General features: G+C 68.5%; 16 protein-coding genes. 6 read left to right on the top strand and 10 right to left on the bottom strand.

Annotated elements, in window-relative coordinates; all coding sequences use genetic code 11:
- Positions 1-18: 18 nt before the first annotated feature.
- Positions 19-2,865 (bottom strand): leucine--tRNA ligase, encoded by a 2,847-nt coding sequence (gene leuS / locus ACRWNM_RS16735; protein WP_431968432.1) that lies wholly within the window; start codon positions 2,863-2,865, stop codon positions 19-21.
- 113 nt (positions 2,866-2,978) lie between these two features.
- Between leuS and ACRWNM_RS16730 the strand changes: the two genes are divergently transcribed.
- The 3 genes from ACRWNM_RS16730 (at position 2,979) to ACRWNM_RS16720 (ending at position 4,781) form a co-directional block, all read left to right on the top strand.
- Complete coding sequence (locus tag ACRWNM_RS16730) at positions 2,979-3,386, top strand: SdpI family protein (RefSeq protein ID WP_431968430.1); 408 nt, start codon at positions 2,979-2,981, stop codon at positions 3,384-3,386.
- Positions 3,387-3,454: 68 nt separating this feature from the next.
- Positions 3,455-3,718, top strand: a complete 264-nt coding sequence (locus tag ACRWNM_RS16725) for a hypothetical protein (RefSeq protein ID WP_431968428.1) — start codon at positions 3,455-3,457, stop codon at positions 3,716-3,718.
- Positions 3,719-4,463: 745 nt separating this feature from the next.
- Positions 4,464-4,781 carry a hypothetical protein gene (locus ACRWNM_RS16720; RefSeq protein ID WP_431968426.1) on the top strand — a complete coding sequence of 106 codons (318 nt, stop codon included), beginning with the start codon at positions 4,464-4,466 and terminating at the stop codon, positions 4,779-4,781.
- 141 nt (positions 4,782-4,922) lie between these two features.
- Here the strand turns inward: ACRWNM_RS16720 and ACRWNM_RS16715 are convergent, their stop codons facing one another.
- Genes ACRWNM_RS16715 through ACRWNM_RS16695 form a run of 5 tightly spaced genes read right to left on the bottom strand, consistent with a single transcriptional unit; the run spans position 4,923 to position 9,771 of the window.
- The gene (locus tag ACRWNM_RS16715) at positions 4,923-5,309 is read right to left on the bottom strand and encodes a cupin domain-containing protein (RefSeq protein WP_431968424.1); all 387 of its coding nucleotides are present in this window, start codon (positions 5,307-5,309) and stop codon (positions 4,923-4,925) included.
- 40 nt (positions 5,310-5,349) lie between these two features.
- A complete protein-coding gene (locus tag ACRWNM_RS16710; RefSeq protein WP_431968422.1) occupies positions 5,350-6,387 on the bottom strand; it encodes an aminotransferase class I/II-fold pyridoxal phosphate-dependent enzyme in 1,038 nt (345 codons plus the stop codon).
- Positions 6,384-7,397: a 3-oxoacyl-ACP synthase III family protein gene (locus tag ACRWNM_RS16705; protein WP_431968553.1), complete on the bottom strand. Its 1,014-nt coding sequence runs from the start codon at positions 7,395-7,397 to the stop codon at positions 6,384-6,386. The genes ACRWNM_RS16710 and ACRWNM_RS16705 overlap by 4 nt, the downstream gene beginning before the upstream one ends.
- A gap of 38 nt (positions 7,398-7,435) precedes the next feature.
- Complete coding sequence (locus ACRWNM_RS16700; protein WP_431968420.1) at positions 7,436-8,095, bottom strand: SRPBCC family protein; 660 nt, start codon at positions 8,093-8,095, stop codon at positions 7,436-7,438.
- Positions 8,092-9,771 (bottom strand): thiamine pyrophosphate-binding protein, encoded by a 1,680-nt coding sequence (locus tag ACRWNM_RS16695; protein ID WP_431968418.1) that lies wholly within the window; start codon positions 9,769-9,771, stop codon positions 8,092-8,094. Before ACRWNM_RS16695 ends, ACRWNM_RS16700 begins: the two co-directional genes overlap by 4 nt.
- Before the next feature lie 176 nt (positions 9,772-9,947).
- On the opposite strand from ACRWNM_RS16695, the gene ACRWNM_RS16690 reads away from it, so the two are divergent.
- The 3 genes from ACRWNM_RS16690 to ACRWNM_RS16680 all read left to right on the top strand — a co-directional run bounded on the left by ACRWNM_RS16690 (position 9,948) and on the right by ACRWNM_RS16680 (position 12,451).
- Entirely contained in the window at positions 9,948-10,463 is a 516-nt protein-coding gene (locus ACRWNM_RS16690; protein WP_431968416.1) for an EXLDI protein, read from the top strand.
- A gap of 166 nt (positions 10,464-10,629) precedes the next feature.
- A complete protein-coding gene (locus ACRWNM_RS16685; RefSeq protein ID WP_431968414.1) occupies positions 10,630-11,607 on the top strand; it encodes an ATP-binding cassette domain-containing protein in 978 nt (325 codons plus the stop codon).
- 73 nt (positions 11,608-11,680) lie between these two features.
- Entirely contained in the window at positions 11,681-12,451 is a 771-nt protein-coding gene (locus ACRWNM_RS16680; RefSeq protein ID WP_431968412.1) for an ABC transporter permease, read from the top strand.
- A 228-nt stretch (positions 12,452-12,679) separates the two neighbouring features.
- Here the strand turns inward: ACRWNM_RS16680 and ACRWNM_RS16675 are convergent, their stop codons facing one another.
- The 4 genes from ACRWNM_RS16675 to ACRWNM_RS16660 form a co-directional block, all read right to left on the bottom strand.
- Positions 12,680-12,922 carry a hypothetical protein gene (locus ACRWNM_RS16675; RefSeq protein WP_431968410.1) on the bottom strand — a complete coding sequence of 81 codons (243 nt, stop codon included), beginning with the start codon at positions 12,920-12,922 and terminating at the stop codon, positions 12,680-12,682.
- Between the two features lie 7 nt (positions 12,923-12,929).
- The gene (locus ACRWNM_RS16670) at positions 12,930-13,253 is read right to left on the bottom strand and encodes a hypothetical protein (RefSeq protein ID WP_431968408.1); all 324 of its coding nucleotides are present in this window, start codon (positions 13,251-13,253) and stop codon (positions 12,930-12,932) included.
- Between the two features lie 264 nt (positions 13,254-13,517).
- The gene (locus tag ACRWNM_RS16665) at positions 13,518-14,228 is read right to left on the bottom strand and encodes an anti-sigma factor family protein (protein WP_431968406.1); all 711 of its coding nucleotides are present in this window, start codon (positions 14,226-14,228) and stop codon (positions 13,518-13,520) included.
- Positions 14,225-14,809, bottom strand: a complete 585-nt coding sequence (locus tag ACRWNM_RS16660) for a sigma-70 family RNA polymerase sigma factor (protein ID WP_431968404.1) — start codon at positions 14,807-14,809, stop codon at positions 14,225-14,227. Before ACRWNM_RS16660 ends, ACRWNM_RS16665 begins: the two co-directional genes overlap by 4 nt.
- Positions 14,810-14,865 lie beyond the last annotated feature (56 nt).

The raw sequence follows: 14,865 nt of genomic DNA, 5'->3' as shown, positions 1-14,865 counted from the left end.
GAGGCGCGCCCGTGGGAGTCAGGCGACGATATTGACCAAGCGGCCCGGCACCACGATCAGCTTGCGCGGCGCGGCGCCGTTCAGCAGCGCCGCGATCTTCTCGTCGGCGAGCGCGGCCGCCTCGATGGCCGCGTTGTCGGCGTCGGCCGGGACCTGAATCCGGCTGCGCACCTTGCCGTTCACCTGGATCGGGTACTCCACCGACTCCTCGACGAGCAGCGCGGGATCGGCGACCGGGAACGGGCCGTGTGCCAGGGAAACGCTGTGGCCGAGCCGTTCCCACAGCTCCTCGGCGACGTGCGGGGAGAGCGGGGCCAGCATCAGCACCAGCGGCTCCACCACTGAGCGCGGGGCGCCGTCGGGGTAGTTCTTGGTCAGGTGGTTGGTCAGCTCGATGAGCTTCGCGCCCGCCGTGTTGTCGCGCAGCGCGGCGAGATCCTCGTCCACACCCGCGATCGTCTTGTGCGTCAGGCGCAGCGTCTCATCCGACGGCGCGGCGTCGGTGACGCGCAGCGCGCCCGTTTCCTCGTCCATCACCAGACGCCAGACCCGCTGCAGGAACCGGTGCGCGCCGACGACGTCCTTGGTCGCCCACGGGCGCGAGGTGTCCAGCGGACCCATCGACATCTCGTAGAAGCGGAAGGTGTCGGCGCCGTACAGATCGCACATCTCGTCCGGAGAGATGGCGTTCTTCAACGACTTTCCGATCTTGCCGTACTCCTGGAACACCTCGATCTCGCCGCCGGTCGCGGTGGTCCAGAAGAACTTGCCGTCCCGCTCGACGATCTCGGCGGCCGGCACGTACGCGCCGCGCTCGTCGGTGTAGGCGTGCGCCTGGATGTAGCCCTGGTTGAACAGTCGCCGGTACGGCTCGCTGCTGCTCACATCACCCAGGTCGAACAGCACCTTCTGCCAGAAGCGCGCGTACAGCAGGTGCAGCACCGCGTGCTCGACGCCGCCGATGTACAGGTCGACGCCGCCCGGATCGTTCGGACCGTGCTCCCCGGTGCGCGGGCCGAGCCAGTACTGCTCGTTCTCCTTGGCGCAGAACGCCTCGGTGTTGGTCGGATCGGCGTAGCGCAGCTGGTACCAGGAGCTGCCCGCCCAGTTCGGCATGACGTTGGTATCGCGCCGGTACTTCTTCGGCCCGTCGCCCAGGTCCAGCTCGACGTGCACCCAGTCGGTCGCCTTGGCCAGCGGCGGCGACGGCTCGGAGTTCGCGTCGTCCGGATCGAAGGTCACCGGGGCGAAGTCGTCCAGCTCGGGAAGCCGCACGGGCAGCATGGATTCCGGCAGCGCGTGCGGTGCGCCCTGCTCGTCGTAGACGATCGGGAACGGCTCGCCCCAGTAGCGCTGGCGGGCGAACAGCCAGTCGCGCAGCTTGTACTGGATGGTGCCGGTGCCGTGCCCGTCGGCCTCCAGCCTGCCGATGACGGTGGCCTTGGCCTCCTCGACCGAAAGACCGTTCAGGTAGTCGGAATTCACCAACTCGCCCTCGCCGGCGTGGGCGCCGTTGGCGACGTCGCCGCCGGAGATGACCTCGATGATCGGCAGGCCGAAAGCGGTCGCGAACTCGTGGTCGCGGTGATCGTGGCCGGGCACCGCCATGATCGCGCCGGTGCCGTAGCCGATCAGCACGTAGTCGGCGATGAAGATCGGAATCCGCTGTCCGTTCACCGGATTGGTGGCGTAGGAGCCGAGGAAGACGCCGGTCTTCTCCTTGTACTCCTGGCGCTCCAGATCCGACTTGGCCGCGATGGTCTTGCGGTAGGCGGCGACGGCGTCGGCGGGTGTGGCCGCGCCCTCGTTGGTCCAGCGCGCATCGGTGCCCTCCGGCCACTGCGCCGCGGCCAGGCGGTCGACCAGTTCGTGCTCGGGGGCCAGCACCATGTACGTCGCGCCGAACAGGGTGTCGGGGCGGGTGGTGAACACCTCGATCCGGCCCGCGTCGGAATCGAACTTCACCTGGGCGCCGCGCGAACGGCCGATCCAGTTGCGCTGCATGGCCTTCACGTTCTCCGGCCAGTCCAGCGTGTCCAGGTCGTCGACCAGCCGGTCCGAGTAGGCGGTGATGCGCATCATCCACTGCCACAGGCGCTTGCGAAACACCGGGAAGTTGCCGCGCTCGCTGCGGCCCTCGGCGGTGACCTCCTCGTTGGACAGCACGGTGCCGAGTCCCGGGCACCAGTTGACCACCGAATCGGTCTGGTAGACCAGGCGATACGAGTCGATCACCGCGGCGCGCTCGGCGGTGGACATGGTGGCCCAGTTCTTGCCTTCGGGCGCCGGCCGCGCGCCGGAGGCGAACTGCTCCTCCAGGTCGGCGATGGGGCGGGCGCGACCGGTCTCCAGGTCGTACCAGGCGTTGTAGATGCGCAGGAAGATCCACTGCGTCCAGCGGTAGTACTCCGGGTCGGTGGTCGCGAACGAGCGGCGCCGGTCGTGGCCGAGGCCCAGCCGGTCCAGCTGGCGCTGCATGGTGGCGATGTTCGACTCGGTGGTGTCGCGCGGGTGCGCGCCGGTCTGCACCGCGTACTGCTCGGCGGGCAGGCCGAAGGCGTCGTAGCCGAGCGCGTGCAGCACGTTGCGGCCGTGCATGCGGTGGTAGCGCGCGAACACGTCGGTCGCGATGTAGCCGAGCGGATGGCCTACGTGCAGGCCCGCGCCCGACGGGTACGGGAACATGTCCTGGACGAACAGCTTGTCCGCGGGGATGTCCCCGGCGAGCGGGCCGGTCGGGTTCGGCGCGTGGAAGGTTCCACGCTCCGCCCAGTTCTGCTGCCACCGGCGCTCGATGCGGCCCGCGAGGTCAGCGTTGTACCGGTGCTGGGGTACATCGCTTTCGGTTGCACGACTGTCCTGCACGGTCCTGCCTTCTTGTTTCTCGCCGATCCTGGACAAACTTCGTATTACAGGGTAGAACGTGCGGTCCGAGGGACCGAAAATCGGGCCGTGCGCCCATGCGCTAGCCTGCATAGGTGTTCGTCGTAGCCCTCGTCCTGTTCGTGCTGGCCGCCGTGGCCATCGCAACCGGATTGCTCGGACTGACCGGCAGGCTCCCGCGCAACCGCTTCGTCGGTGTGCACACCGAAGCCGCTCTCACCTCCGAAGAGACCTTCCGTATCGCGAACCGCGTCGCCGCCCCCACCTCGGTCGCGGCGGGCGCGCTGCTCTTCGCCGGTGGTCTGGTCGCCTACGCCGCGGGTGGCGTCGTCGCCCTGATCGTCGCGGGCGCCGCCGCCGTCATCGCCCTGTTCACCCTGGGTGCGGGCGCGAACGCGGCAGGCGAGGCCATCGCGAGCTTGGTGCCCGCCGAGGACATGGGCGGCTGCGGCCAGTCCTGCGGCGCGTGCTCCCTGCGCGACGCCTGCCAGCCCGCGAACTGACCCTCCCGACGCCGCACGGAGGCGTACCCTGACCCTCACCAGCGGGCTACCCGCCTCGGGAGGGAATCGTGTACTTCATCCTGGCGACGATCGTCGCCGTCCTCGGCGCTGCCGTCATCGACTCCTCCGGTCTCACGGCCGCCGTGTTCTTCGCCCTCGCCGCGGGCTTCGTCGCGATCGGCGTCATCCGGACCAAGCGCAACCGCACCCGCCCCAGGGCCCGCTGGTGGGCGGCGGGCGACGGCGGCGGCTCCTATGACGGCGGCGGCTGCGGCGGCGGTTCCGACAGCAGCTGCGGTGGCGGTTCCGGCTGCGGCGGCGGAGGCGATTGACCGCGCCGCCTGCCCGAGGAGTGCTTCGGAGTGCGGCCGCTGCGGCTACTACAGCATTGGCCGTGCAGACAGCAGCGGCTGCTGTGGTGGTGCGCGGCAGAGGCGATCGACCAGCGACTGGCCGGGGGAGGTTCGGATGTATTTCGCGTTCGCGTTCGCGACCGTTCTGATCGGGTTGTCTTGGATGCAGGCGTTCGGGTTCGGCGTGGGCGCTGCGTTCTTCGCCTTGGCCGCAGTTCTCGTTGCCGTTGGGTCTGTTCGATTGCTGGTGCACCATTCGCAGTTGCCCATCTCGCGGCGGCATCGCGGGCGCAGGGATGCCGGTTGGAGTGCGGCCGACGGCGGTGGTGGCGGCAGTAGCGGTAGCGGTGGTGGCGATTGGGGCGCGGCCGGCGGTGGTGGTGGCAATAGCGGTAGCAGTGGCGGCGGAGACAATGGCGGTGACAGCGGCAGCGGCTGCACTAGTGGCGGCGGCTGCGGTGGCGGCGGCTGCGGAGGAGGTGGCGGTGGGGGTGGCTGCGGTGGAGGTGGCGGTGGCTGACCTCGTCACCTTCGAGCACGCGGGCTGTCGGGGATGACCCTCGCAAGCCCGCCAACCACCCATTTCTCTCCCGTCGATTCGGGTTGCTCGGTGCCGTTCTGCTCCCCCCGTGCGACCACCCGAAATTCGCAGGTTGCTGTCGGTGGTCGTCTGTAGGCTGGATTGGAGTTCGCCGCGCGGCGACTCGGTCCGGGGGAGGTTCGGATGTATTTCGGGTTTGCTTTGGTGATCTTTGTCGCGGGGATGGCCGTGGCCGGGCCGTTCGGGTTCGGCGCCGGTGTCGCGTTCTTCGTCGTGGCCGCCATTTTCGTTGTCGTGGGGGTGGTCAAGCTGCGGCGCCGTGCGCCATTGCCCACCTCGCCGCGGCATCGCGGGCGCGGGGCCGGTTGGGGTGCGGCCGGGGCCGGTGGAGTGGCGTTCTTCGGCGGCGGCGACGGTGGCAGTGATGGCGGTGGCTGCGGTGGCGGCAGCAGCTGTGGTGGCGGCGGTGGCTGTGGCGGCGGAGGTTGCGGCGGCGGCTGACCTGGTCGCCTCGGCCAGCAGGTCACCGGGCCGTGCGCGGCCTCGATCCCGGGCAGCGCGGGGTCCTGCCGGACCATTCGAGCACGCGGCGGCTGACCATCGAAAGCCGCCGACCACCATTTCTCTCCCGCCGATTCGGCGTCAGTCGACGCCCGGGGGTGGGGTGATGTGGCGTGAGAGCGGGCTGCCCTTCGGGTTGAGGTAGAGAACGAACAGCGTGACCGCGGTGGCGCCGAGGTTGCGGGCGACGTGCGGATACTCCGGTCCGCTCGGCTCGCGGAACACGCGCCCGCGACGGTAGGTGACGGGCGCGCCGTCGGCGCCGGGGTGGTCGAGGGTGCCGCGAGCGACCAGTACCAGGAGCGTCCCGTCGTGGTAGTGCCAGCCGCTGCTGCCGCCGGGATCGATCACCGTCTGCCGCAGCAAGATGTCACGCCCGCCTGCGGTGAATTGCGCCAGCACCCGGCTCGCGGTGCCGGACGCGGGCGCGGCGTTCGGTCGCAGACCGGGCAGACGCGGGATCCTCACCACTCCATCGAACCACCCCGATCCCGCGCGGCAGCTCCGCTCAGCGCAACCCCGCGACCGCCTCCAGCACCGCGCGCCCGGCCTCTCGATCACCGACGGCGATGCGAGCGCTGCCGTCCGGATACGCCTTCGCCGCGATCCGCGCCCGCCGCAACACCGTCGCCACCCCGGGCCCGGGGAGGTACAGGAAGTTGGCGTGGCTGCGCGGGACGGGGTGGCCGCAGGCGAGCAGTGCGTTGCGCAACGCCTCGCGTTCCTCCGTGATGTGCCGGATCCTGGCCGCGAGTTCGGGCTGGGCCGCGTAGGACGCGGACACGGCGGCGACGGCGCCGGCGGAGACGCCGAAGGGAAGTTGCAGCCGACGGACCCGCTCGACGAGCTCGCGCCGCCCGTACGCGTACCCGATGCGCAGACCCGCGAGTCCATACGCCTTCGAGAAGGTGCGCAGCACGAGAAGATTCGAGTGCTTGCGCAGCAGCGCGAGCGTGTCCACCCGGTCCTCGGGGCCGAGGAATTCGGCGTACGCCTCGTCGAGGATCACCGTCACCCGGTCCGGCACGGCGCTCAAGAACGACTTCAGCTCGCCCGAGGACACGACGGTGCCGGTCGGATTGTGCGGACGGCACACGACGACTATCGCCGTCCGCTTGTCGATGGCCCGCCTCGTCGCGGACAGATCCTGATTGCCCGCCGCGTCCAAGGGCACCGCCACGAGAGTCATCCCGACCATCTCGGCCATGATCGGGTACCCGTCGAACGTCGGCGTCCCGGCGACGATCTCCGCGCCGTCGAAGGTGAGGGACTGCATGATCTGCATGGCCACCCCGGTCGCGCCGGAGCCGACCACCACCTGGTCGCCCCGCACACCGATGTGCCGCGCGATGTTCTCGGGCAGCTCCCGCGGCAGGAACTCCGGATACCGATTCGCCTGCGCCAGTGCCTGATTCACCGCGCGAAGCACGGAAGGCAAAGGCGGGAACGGATTCTCGCTCAACGAGAGATCGAACCGCGCCGGCGGCCGGGTCCGCCGACGGTGGTGTCGCGAGGAGCGGGTGTCCTCGGTGAACCCGATGGTCATGCCGCCGCACCCCAGCGCACCGCCGCGGCGGCGGCGAAATCACCCGCGTGCGCGAACGCGGACAGCAGCACCACCGACCCGTTGCGCAGCCGACCGGCCCGGTTCTCCACATCCAGCGTGACGGGAATGCCGGCGGCGAACAGGTTTCCGCACCGATCGAAGGTGTCCGGGTGCCGCTCGGCGGGCAGTTCGAGCGCATCGTGCCAGTTGCGCAGGAACAGCCGGTTCGGCTGGTTGGTGACGAAAGTGTCGATGTCGCGGCCCTTCACACCGATCCGGTCGCACACCGCGAGCGCCACCTCCGGCACCAGCCGGTTGCCCCGCGCGAACACCTTGGTGACCTTGGATTCGGTGAAGCTGACGCAGCCCTGGCCCGTGCCGGGCTCCCAGTACTTGCGCTCACCGTTGGTCGAGAACTCCATGTCCCCGGCGAATTCCGGGTAGGTGCGGCATTCGACGTCCAGGACAGGTGCGCTGTCGTCCTTGACCAGCAGACCGACGCCGCACCCGTCACCCGGCACGGGCGCCTGCGCGAGTTTGCGGATCTCGGTCTGGGTGAACACCGGGCCCGCGCAATTCTGCGCGACCGCGATGAGCGCGGTGCGAGCGTCGGTGGTCTGCAAGATCATTCGAGCCAACGCCATCATGTTCACGAAGGCCGCGCAGCCGCCGTTGTGGATGTCGTAGACGACGCGCGGCCGCATGCCCAGTCGCCGCGCGACCTCGGGGCCGCAGCCGAGCACCGGATTGTCCGGCAGCTGGGTGTGCGTGAGCAGCACATCGACGCTCGAAAGCAGTTGCGTCCCATGGCGTTGCCGCATCGGCTCGACGGCGCGTTCGATCATGTCGACCGCCGTCTCGTCCCTGCCCACGTGGTGGCGAGCGCGCGGCGAGCGGAACATCACGTTCTTGGCCATCCGGTCCGAGCGGGCGAACTGGGTGAAGTATTCGGTGTCGACGGGCTCACCGGGCAGGTAGGAGGCCACATCGGCCAGGCTGACGGTCGGCAGCGGCGAAGTAGTGGGATCGGTGGTGTACACAGGTGTCCTCACTTCATCCACTCGGGCTTGACCGGCAGTCCGTGCGAGGCCCGGTATTCACAGATCGCCTTGAGGTTGTCCAGCTCGAGCTGGTGCCCGGCGGAGAACATCTCCCAGAAGTCGCCGACCCAGACCGGCCGCCCGGCGGGCGCGGACTCGGGATAGGGGTTTTCGTCGTAGAACGGGTGACGGCAATTCGTCCACAGCACAACCGAACCCGGCTTGTGCAGCACCACCTGCGCGTCGACCACCCGCATCAGGTAGACCATCCACAGGTGTTCGCCCTGATCCCACGCGCAGTGATAGTCGACGGTCATCGCGTCCGGATTGGCCACCGTGCGGGTGAATATCCGGGTCGCGTCGCCGAGCCGGTCGTAGGCGAGCCACAGGCCCTGCTCCTCGGTCTCGGTGAAACCGCGCAGGCTGTAGGTCCATTCCTCCAGCGACCTGGTGTCGGCCAGGTAGTCGTACACCTCGCGCGGCGGCGCGTCGATGTAGCCCTGGACCGGGCAGAAGTCACCGAAGATCTGGTCGTGCGGGTACACCGACCGCAGCATGTCCATGATGATCGGGGTGGTGGCGTCCTTGTCGGAGTTCTCGATCCGCAGTACGCCGGGTACGACGTCTTCCGGGATGTCGCTGAGTGCGGGCAGGGCGCTGGTCGTCACGGGGTCCTCCTGGGGTTCTCGAGTGTCTCGAGTGTGTTGAGAAACGGGGTGAACGGGGGGATCTCGTCGGGGTCGCAGTCGATCGCGAGGAACGACGGGCCCGGTGTGTCGAGGCAAGGGCCGAGCGCTTCGGCGAGTTCGGCCGGGGTACGGACGGTGTGGGCGGGCAGGTCGGGGAACATGGCGCCGATGCCATGGCCGAGGAGCGCTGGTCGGAATCGGTTGAAGCTGTAGCGGTCTCGGTAATAGAGCTGTTCACGGGTGACGCACATGGCGTGCGCGTTGTTGTTCAGCACGATGAAGGTGATCGGCAGCTGGTGTTCGACGGCGGTGTGCACCTCCATGCCGTGCATGTAGAACGCGCCGTCGCCCGCGATCACTACGGTGCGCCCCGGCTTGCGTCGGGCGAACGCGGCGCCGATGGCCGCGCCGAAGGCGTAGCCCATCCCGCCCATGCCGAGGGCGACGACGAAGCGCCCGCCGCGCGGCACCCGCAGGTGATGCACCGCCGCGGCGCCGGTATTGCCCGCGTCGGCGAAAACGTCGGTGCCGTCGGGCAGTGCCGCGCTGATGGTCTCGACGAGTTCCCGATACCGCAGCCCCGGCCCGTTCGACGGCGGCACCTGGAGCGGCGTCAGCGCGCCCGCCTTCGGTTCGGCATGCGGTGTGCCTGCGGGGGAGGCGAATTCGTCGGCGAGTTCGCCGAGTGTGATCGACAGATCGGTGCTGGTCGTGTGGATCGAGGTCAGGTACGGCGGTGCGACGCCGATGCTGACCACCGTGAGATCGGCGAGCAGCTCGTCGAGCCCGGCGCGCGCGGTGACGGGCAGCTGGGTGCCGACCAACAGGCAGAGCGCGGCGGATCGGAGGTCGGCGGTGAGTTCCGGATGACCCATACTGCCCGCGACGCCGCAGAATCCGGGGTCGAAGTTGTCGTAGGTGTCCTTGGCGTCCGGGGTCACGCCCACCGCGGCATCCAGAGCCGTTGCGAGACGGGCCAATTCGTCCCGTGCGTCGTCGCGTGCGACCTGATCGCCCGCGATGATCACGACCTTCCCTGTGCTCCGCGCTTCGGTCAGCGCGGCGCGCACCGCGGCGAGTCCACTCACGTCGCGGCGGTGCGCTCGCGGCGGTAGCCGGAACGGCGGGACCGCGTCGAGTCCGGACTGCTGCACGTCCTTGGGTAGCAGCAGGACCGCAGGCCCACCGCTCCGGGCGGCGGCGACTGCCCTGACCACGCTGTCCGGCAGTTGATCCGCCGTCTCCACACGGGCGCAGTACCGGCTGATGGAGCCGAACAGGCGGACCGCATCGATCGCGCCCGCGCGCCCGCTGGAGTCCTGGAACGCCCCTCGGCCCTCCAGCGCCGTCGGCGGCTGGCCGACGAGCGCCAGCACCGGCACCCGGGACGCATACGATTCGGCAAGTCCGGCAACGAGATTCATCGCCCCGCCGCCGGAGGTCGCCGCGACGACGCCGAGTCCGCCGGTGACCCTCGCATAGCCGTCGGCCATGGTCGCCGCGGAGAATTCGTGCTTGGCCACCACTCCGGTGACCTCGGAGTCGAACAGCGCGTCGTAGAGGTCTTCGATATTCGCGCCGTCGACGCCGAAGATTTGCCGCACACCGAGGGTCGACACCGCCCGAACCAGATAATCCACGACCCTGCTCGGCATGGACGCTCCCTTCCGCAGAGGTCGGCCGATCGCGTGCGTACCGGCCGACCACATACCTCGTTCACGAGGAATACGACGCAGCCCGGCAGGCGGTTCAGCGTCGAACGATCTGTTCTCGACAAACCCGTTCGACGAGAACGCTTGCGTGTACGTATACATCTACGTATAGTGGGTTCATGCCCAACAAGACCATCTACGTAGCCGACGACGATCTGCCGCTCTTCCAGCGTGCGCAAGAGCTGGTCGGCGGCAATCTCTCCGGCGCGGTGACCACGGCGCTGCGCCGTTTCATCGAGCTGGAGGAGGGGCGCCAGGAAGGGTACGAGGAGCTGGTCCTGCGGGTCGGCCACAACGGAGCTCGGCAGGTGCGGTTCTCGGGGAGCCTGCTCGGCGAATGGCGCGACGTCAACGACAAGCGTATGGAGCTCGTGCGGGTGTATCGGACCCGCAAAGGCAAGTTCGCGCTGCACGCGCAGTATTCGAACTGGTCCGAGTTCCCCACCGATACCAACGTTTTCAAGGACTGGCGGCAGTGGCGACGCTTCCTCGGTGTAGGTGATCAGGACTGGGGCGACTTCGTCTTGGAGATCGCCGACACGCTCGCCGAACTGAAGGACAAGATGCCCGCCAAGCTCTACGAGCGCGTCTCGGATATCGCCGACCATCCGCAGATCGAGGACCTCGACATCTGAGGCAGCCGGGGCCGACGCGGCAGGAGGTATGCGTCGCCGGCGCGAAAAGCGCACCGCAACAACCGAACAGCACGTTCGAAAAGCAACACCGCACCGCCATTGGGCGGCGGTGTGGGTGAAACATGCATTTATTCGCATTCAGTAATGAATTTTGGAAAGGACCACCATGATCAACGGGCATCGCGCACCGGCGATCTCGGCGCTCGGCCTGCGCAAGGCGTTCGGCGAGCACGTGGTGCTCGACGGCATCGACCTCACCGTGCCGGAAGGAACCATCTTCTCGCTGCTCGGGCCGAACGGCGCAGGCAAGACCACCACCGTGCAGATCCTCACCACGCTGATCGGCGCGGACGCGGGCGAAATCCGCATCGGCGGACACGATCTCGCCGCCGAACCCAACGCGGTGCGATCGGCCATCGGGGTGACCGGCCAGTTCTCCGCGGTCGACGAACTGCTCACCGGCCGGGAGAACCTGCTGCTCATGTCGGACCTGCACCACCTGCCGCGGCGCGACGGCAAACGCCTCGCCGAGGATCTGCTCGCGCGCTTCGACCTGGTGGAAGCCGCCGACAAGACGGCGGCGACCTACTCCGGCGGCATGGCCCGGCGTCTCGATCTGGCGATGACCCTGGTCGGCGACCCGCGCGTCATCTTCCTCGACGAACCGACCACCGGCCTCGACCCGCGCAGCAGGCGATCGATGTGGGAGATCATCAGGGCCCTCGTCGACGACTACAGCGTGACCGTCTTCCTCACCACCCAGTACCTGGAGGAGGCCGACCAACTCGCCGACCGGATCGCCGTACTCGACGGCGGACGCATCGTCGCCGAGGGCACCGCCGCCGAGCTGAAGAGGCTGGTGCCCGGCGGTCACATCCGCCTCGAATTCGCCACGGCCGCAGCGCTGTCCGCCGCGGCGCAGGCGCTCGGCGAGACCGCCCGTGTGCTCGATCAAGAGGGCGACGACGAGCTGACCCTCGCCGTGCCCAGCGACGGCGGCGTGAAATCGCTGCGCGCCGTGCTCGATCGGCTCGACGAGGCGCGTATCGAGGTCGAAGGCCTCTCCGTGCACACCCCCAACCTGGACGACGTATTCCTGACCCTCACCGGACACCCCACTGCCGAGAAGGAGACCGTGCGATGAGCGAACGTAGTGAGCGAATCATGTGCCAGCGCGCCGTGCGCATGCCGGAGCCGAGCGCCAGCGAGGTGCAGGCATGAGCACCCCTTCCCTTGCGCTCGCCGATTCGGCGACGATGCTGCGCCGAAACCTGTTGCACGTCAAGCGCTATCCCGCCATGACGTTCAGCATTCTGGTGATGCCTGTCGTGCTGATGCTGGTGTTCACCTTCGTGTTCGGCGGCGCGCTGGAGAAATCCTCCGGCGGCAACTACATCGACTACCTGACCCCGGGCATGATGCTGATGCTCCCGGCCTACCTGACGGTCTCGGTGGCGGTCTCCATCACCACCGACAAGACCAAGGGCATCGTGAATCGCTTTCGCACCATGGCGATCTCGCAGTCCTCGATGCTGGCCGGGCAGGTCGTCGGCGCGCTGATCCAGGCGCTGATCGGCGTCGTACTCATGGTCGCGGTGGCGCTGCTGGTCGGGTTCCGCCCGAACGCCAACCCGGTCGAATGGCTCGCGGTGTTCGGTCTCATCGGCCTGGTGATGTTCGCGTTCTCCTGGCTGGGAGTGGCGATCGGTCTGGTCGCGCCCACCCCGGAGGCCGCGAGCAACATGCCGTTCCCCCTGGTGATGCTCCCGTTCCTCGGCAGCGGCCTGGTCGCCACCGACACCATGCCGGTCGGCATGCGCCAGTTCGCCGAGTACCAGCCGTTCACGCCGCTCACCGAGACGCTGCGCGGGCTGCTGATGGGCACCGAGATCGGCGCCAACGGCATCCTCTCGATCGCCTGGTGCGCGGGCCTCGGCCTGGTCGGCTACGTGTGGTCGATGTCGCGGTTCCGCAAGCAGGTCGCCTGATCACGCTGCGGTGCAGCTGAATTCCCCCGTCGGAAGCATCCGGCGGGGGAATCCGTCGTGCAGGGCACGTCCGAGTTCGATGCAGGCCGACGCCTCGAAGTAAGGCCCCGGCTCCGCCTAGGTAAGGGAAACCGGGGCCTACCGTACGTCCCGAGTGCACGTATCCCGAGCATTCGTCCCGTTCGATGAACTTCGGTGCTCGTTGTCAGCGCGCGCAGCGAATGGTCGTCAAGGCGTCGAGTTCTCCGATTCGATCCGGTACTGCTCTCGGATGTCCTCGTACTGTTCGCGGCGCTCGGGGTCCATGTCGGTTTCCGAGTCCAGCCCGATCGCCCACGGCACGGGACATGGCGGCTGGTGGTCGGGGTCCGGGCACAGCAGATGTGCGATCTGCTCCACCAGTTTCTTCGCCTCAGCCTCGGTGGCCAGGATGCCCACCTTGACCTCCCACAGCGTCTTCTCGTTCGACATGCGCGGTTCAGATCTCCTTGCAGTGGCGCTTGTAGTGCGCTTGCGGCACGGACTTGTCGGCGTCCTTCTTGGCGGCCTTGACCGCATCCGGCTTCGTCTTGCCGCTGCCGGTGCCGGTGCCGGTGATGTATCCGACGGTACCGCCCCCGTTCTCGACCAGCTGGCATTTGACCGTGACGGTGAACCGCGCCACGAACTCCACCTGCCCAGCGGGCGTGGAACCTGCCGACCCGGCAACGGCCATATCCGGTGAAGCCGCGCTCGGCGCAGCCAACACGATCACCGCCGCAGCCGGAACCAGTACAGCGGCAACCAATCTACGCACGTCCATTCGACGCCCCCCTGACGTGGGTGAACTCTTGGCTGTTCACTCCCCTTCATGTAACAGGATGTATCTCAACAGATTTCGGTTCCGACATCCTTACCATGCCCTTGAACCCACTGCATGGCCCCCGCGGACGCTGTAGCGGCCGTCCGTAACTACGAGACCCGCCCCGACCACCGCGAACCGATGGTCTGCATCGCCGCCATCCGCACCTTCACCCGACGGCTGGCCCGCGACAGCGGGCCAGCGTCTGAGTTCTCGGATGCGCTCTTACACCGTTCCGGTGAGAACGACCTTGTTGGTCGCCGACGACTTGATCTCCACTGTCTGCACCTGATCGGGCCGCATGTCGATGGTGCGGTCGACGGTCAGTACGGTGCCGGGGCCCGCGGGCCACTCGTCCAGCTCGAGCCGGCTGCCGTCGGCGCCGGTCACCAGCAGCCTGTACTTGTAGGTGTATGGCAGGTCGCTCGCCCCGTAGGTGCAGGTCATCACGACGCGCGCGCGATCGCCGTCGGCCATCAGCTTGAAACTGGCCGAGATCGGGGTCGGCTCGAGCGGGCTCATCGACCGTTCCGCGATCACTTGCTCCGCCACCGGCGGTTCCTGCTGGGGCGTCGTGTCGATCATCGGGACCGCGATGGCAACGGCCGCCGCGGCCGCCGCCACCGCACCGCCGATCGCCGCCCATCGACCGCGCCGCCTGCGCCGCCGTTCGGCCGCGGCGAGCTTGGGCAGCAGGTCGGGCACCGGAGGCGACGCTTCGGGCGCGGAGCCGTCGGGCGTCCCGATCATGCCGAGCGCGGTCTCCGTCGGCACCAGCGCGAGCATGCCGGGCAGCCCGGCGAGTTCGGCGACGGCGGCGCGGCAGCCGGGGCAACGAGCCAGATGCTCCTCGTATTCGCGGCGCTCGTTTCCGGTGAGCGAGCCGAGAACGTAGGGCGCGTCCCACGTCGTGTAGTCGTCGGCGATGTCCGTCATCGGTTCGTCACCCCCATTTCGTGCAAGGCCAGCCGTAGCGCCCGCATACCGTAATGCATGCGCGATTTCACGGTGCCGGGCGGAATCTCCAGTTCAGCCGCGATCTGATGGGTCGACAGGCCGCGATAGTAGGCGCGCACGATCACCTCACGGTGGTCGGCGCTGAGCCGGGCCAGCGCATCGGCTACCAGCCAGCCGTCCAGCGTCCGATCGGCCTGATCCGGCGCGGGTTGTTCGGGCGGGTTGTCGGTGCGGAACTCCCTGCGGTTGCGGGCGCTGCGGTGCTCGTCGACGACCAGGTTGCGGGCCACCGTGAACAACCACGCGCGCGCCGACATCGTCTGCTGATCGAGCACGTTCGGGCGCTGCCACGCCCGCAAAAGCGTTTCCTGCACGATGTCCTCGGCGCGTCCGGCGTCGTGCACCAGGCCTAGGGTGTAGCGCCACAGCGCGGGCGCGTGCTCCTGGTACAGCACGCGCATCAATTCGGCTTGGTCGGCCGACGCCCCGGCGGTCTCACGATGAGCCGCGGCCGCGTCGGTCGGCCGGGGTTGGTCCGGCGTCCCCGGTGAGTTGTCCATGCACTCACCGGGTCAGTTCTTGCGCTTCACGATGTGGACTCCTTCTCGTCTGAGGA

This window comes from Nocardia sp. bgisy134 (genome assembly GCF_965341865.1).
Classification (GTDB): Bacteria; Actinomycetota; Actinomycetes; order Mycobacteriales; family Mycobacteriaceae; genus Nocardia.
The sequence above is the reverse complement of the archived record's forward strand: the minus strand, read 5'-3'. Positions and strand labels throughout refer to the sequence as shown.

Coding starts and splice junctions, on each gene's coding strand:
- ACRWNM_RS16675 (WP_431968410.1), bottom strand. CDS start 12,922: ATGTCGAACGAGAAGACGCTGTGGGAGGTCAAGGTGGGCATCCTGGCC.
- ACRWNM_RS16685 (WP_431968414.1), top strand. CDS start 10,630: ATGATCAACGGGCATCGCGCACCGGCGATCTCGGCGCTCGGCCTGCGC.
- ACRWNM_RS16710 (WP_431968422.1), bottom strand. CDS start 6,387: ATGACCATCGGGTTCACCGAGGACACCCGCTCCTCGCGACACCACCGT.
- ACRWNM_RS16665 (WP_431968406.1), bottom strand. CDS start 14,228: ATGACGGACATCGCCGACGACTACACGACGTGGGACGCGCCCTACGTT.
- ACRWNM_RS16720 (WP_431968426.1), top strand. CDS start 4,464: ATGTATTTCGGGTTTGCTTTGGTGATCTTTGTCGCGGGGATGGCCGTG.
- ACRWNM_RS16660 (WP_431968404.1), bottom strand. CDS start 14,809: ATGGACAACTCACCGGGGACGCCGGACCAACCCCGGCCGACCGACGCG.
- ACRWNM_RS16670 (WP_431968408.1), bottom strand. CDS start 13,253: ATGGACGTGCGTAGATTGGTTGCCGCTGTACTGGTTCCGGCTGCGGCG.
- ACRWNM_RS16695 (WP_431968418.1), bottom strand. CDS start 9,771: ATGCCGAGCAGGGTCGTGGATTATCTGGTTCGGGCGGTGTCGACCCTC.
- ACRWNM_RS16690 (WP_431968416.1), top strand. CDS start 9,948: ATGCCCAACAAGACCATCTACGTAGCCGACGACGATCTGCCGCTCTTC.
- ACRWNM_RS16680 (WP_431968412.1), top strand. CDS start 11,681: ATGAGCACCCCTTCCCTTGCGCTCGCCGATTCGGCGACGATGCTGCGC.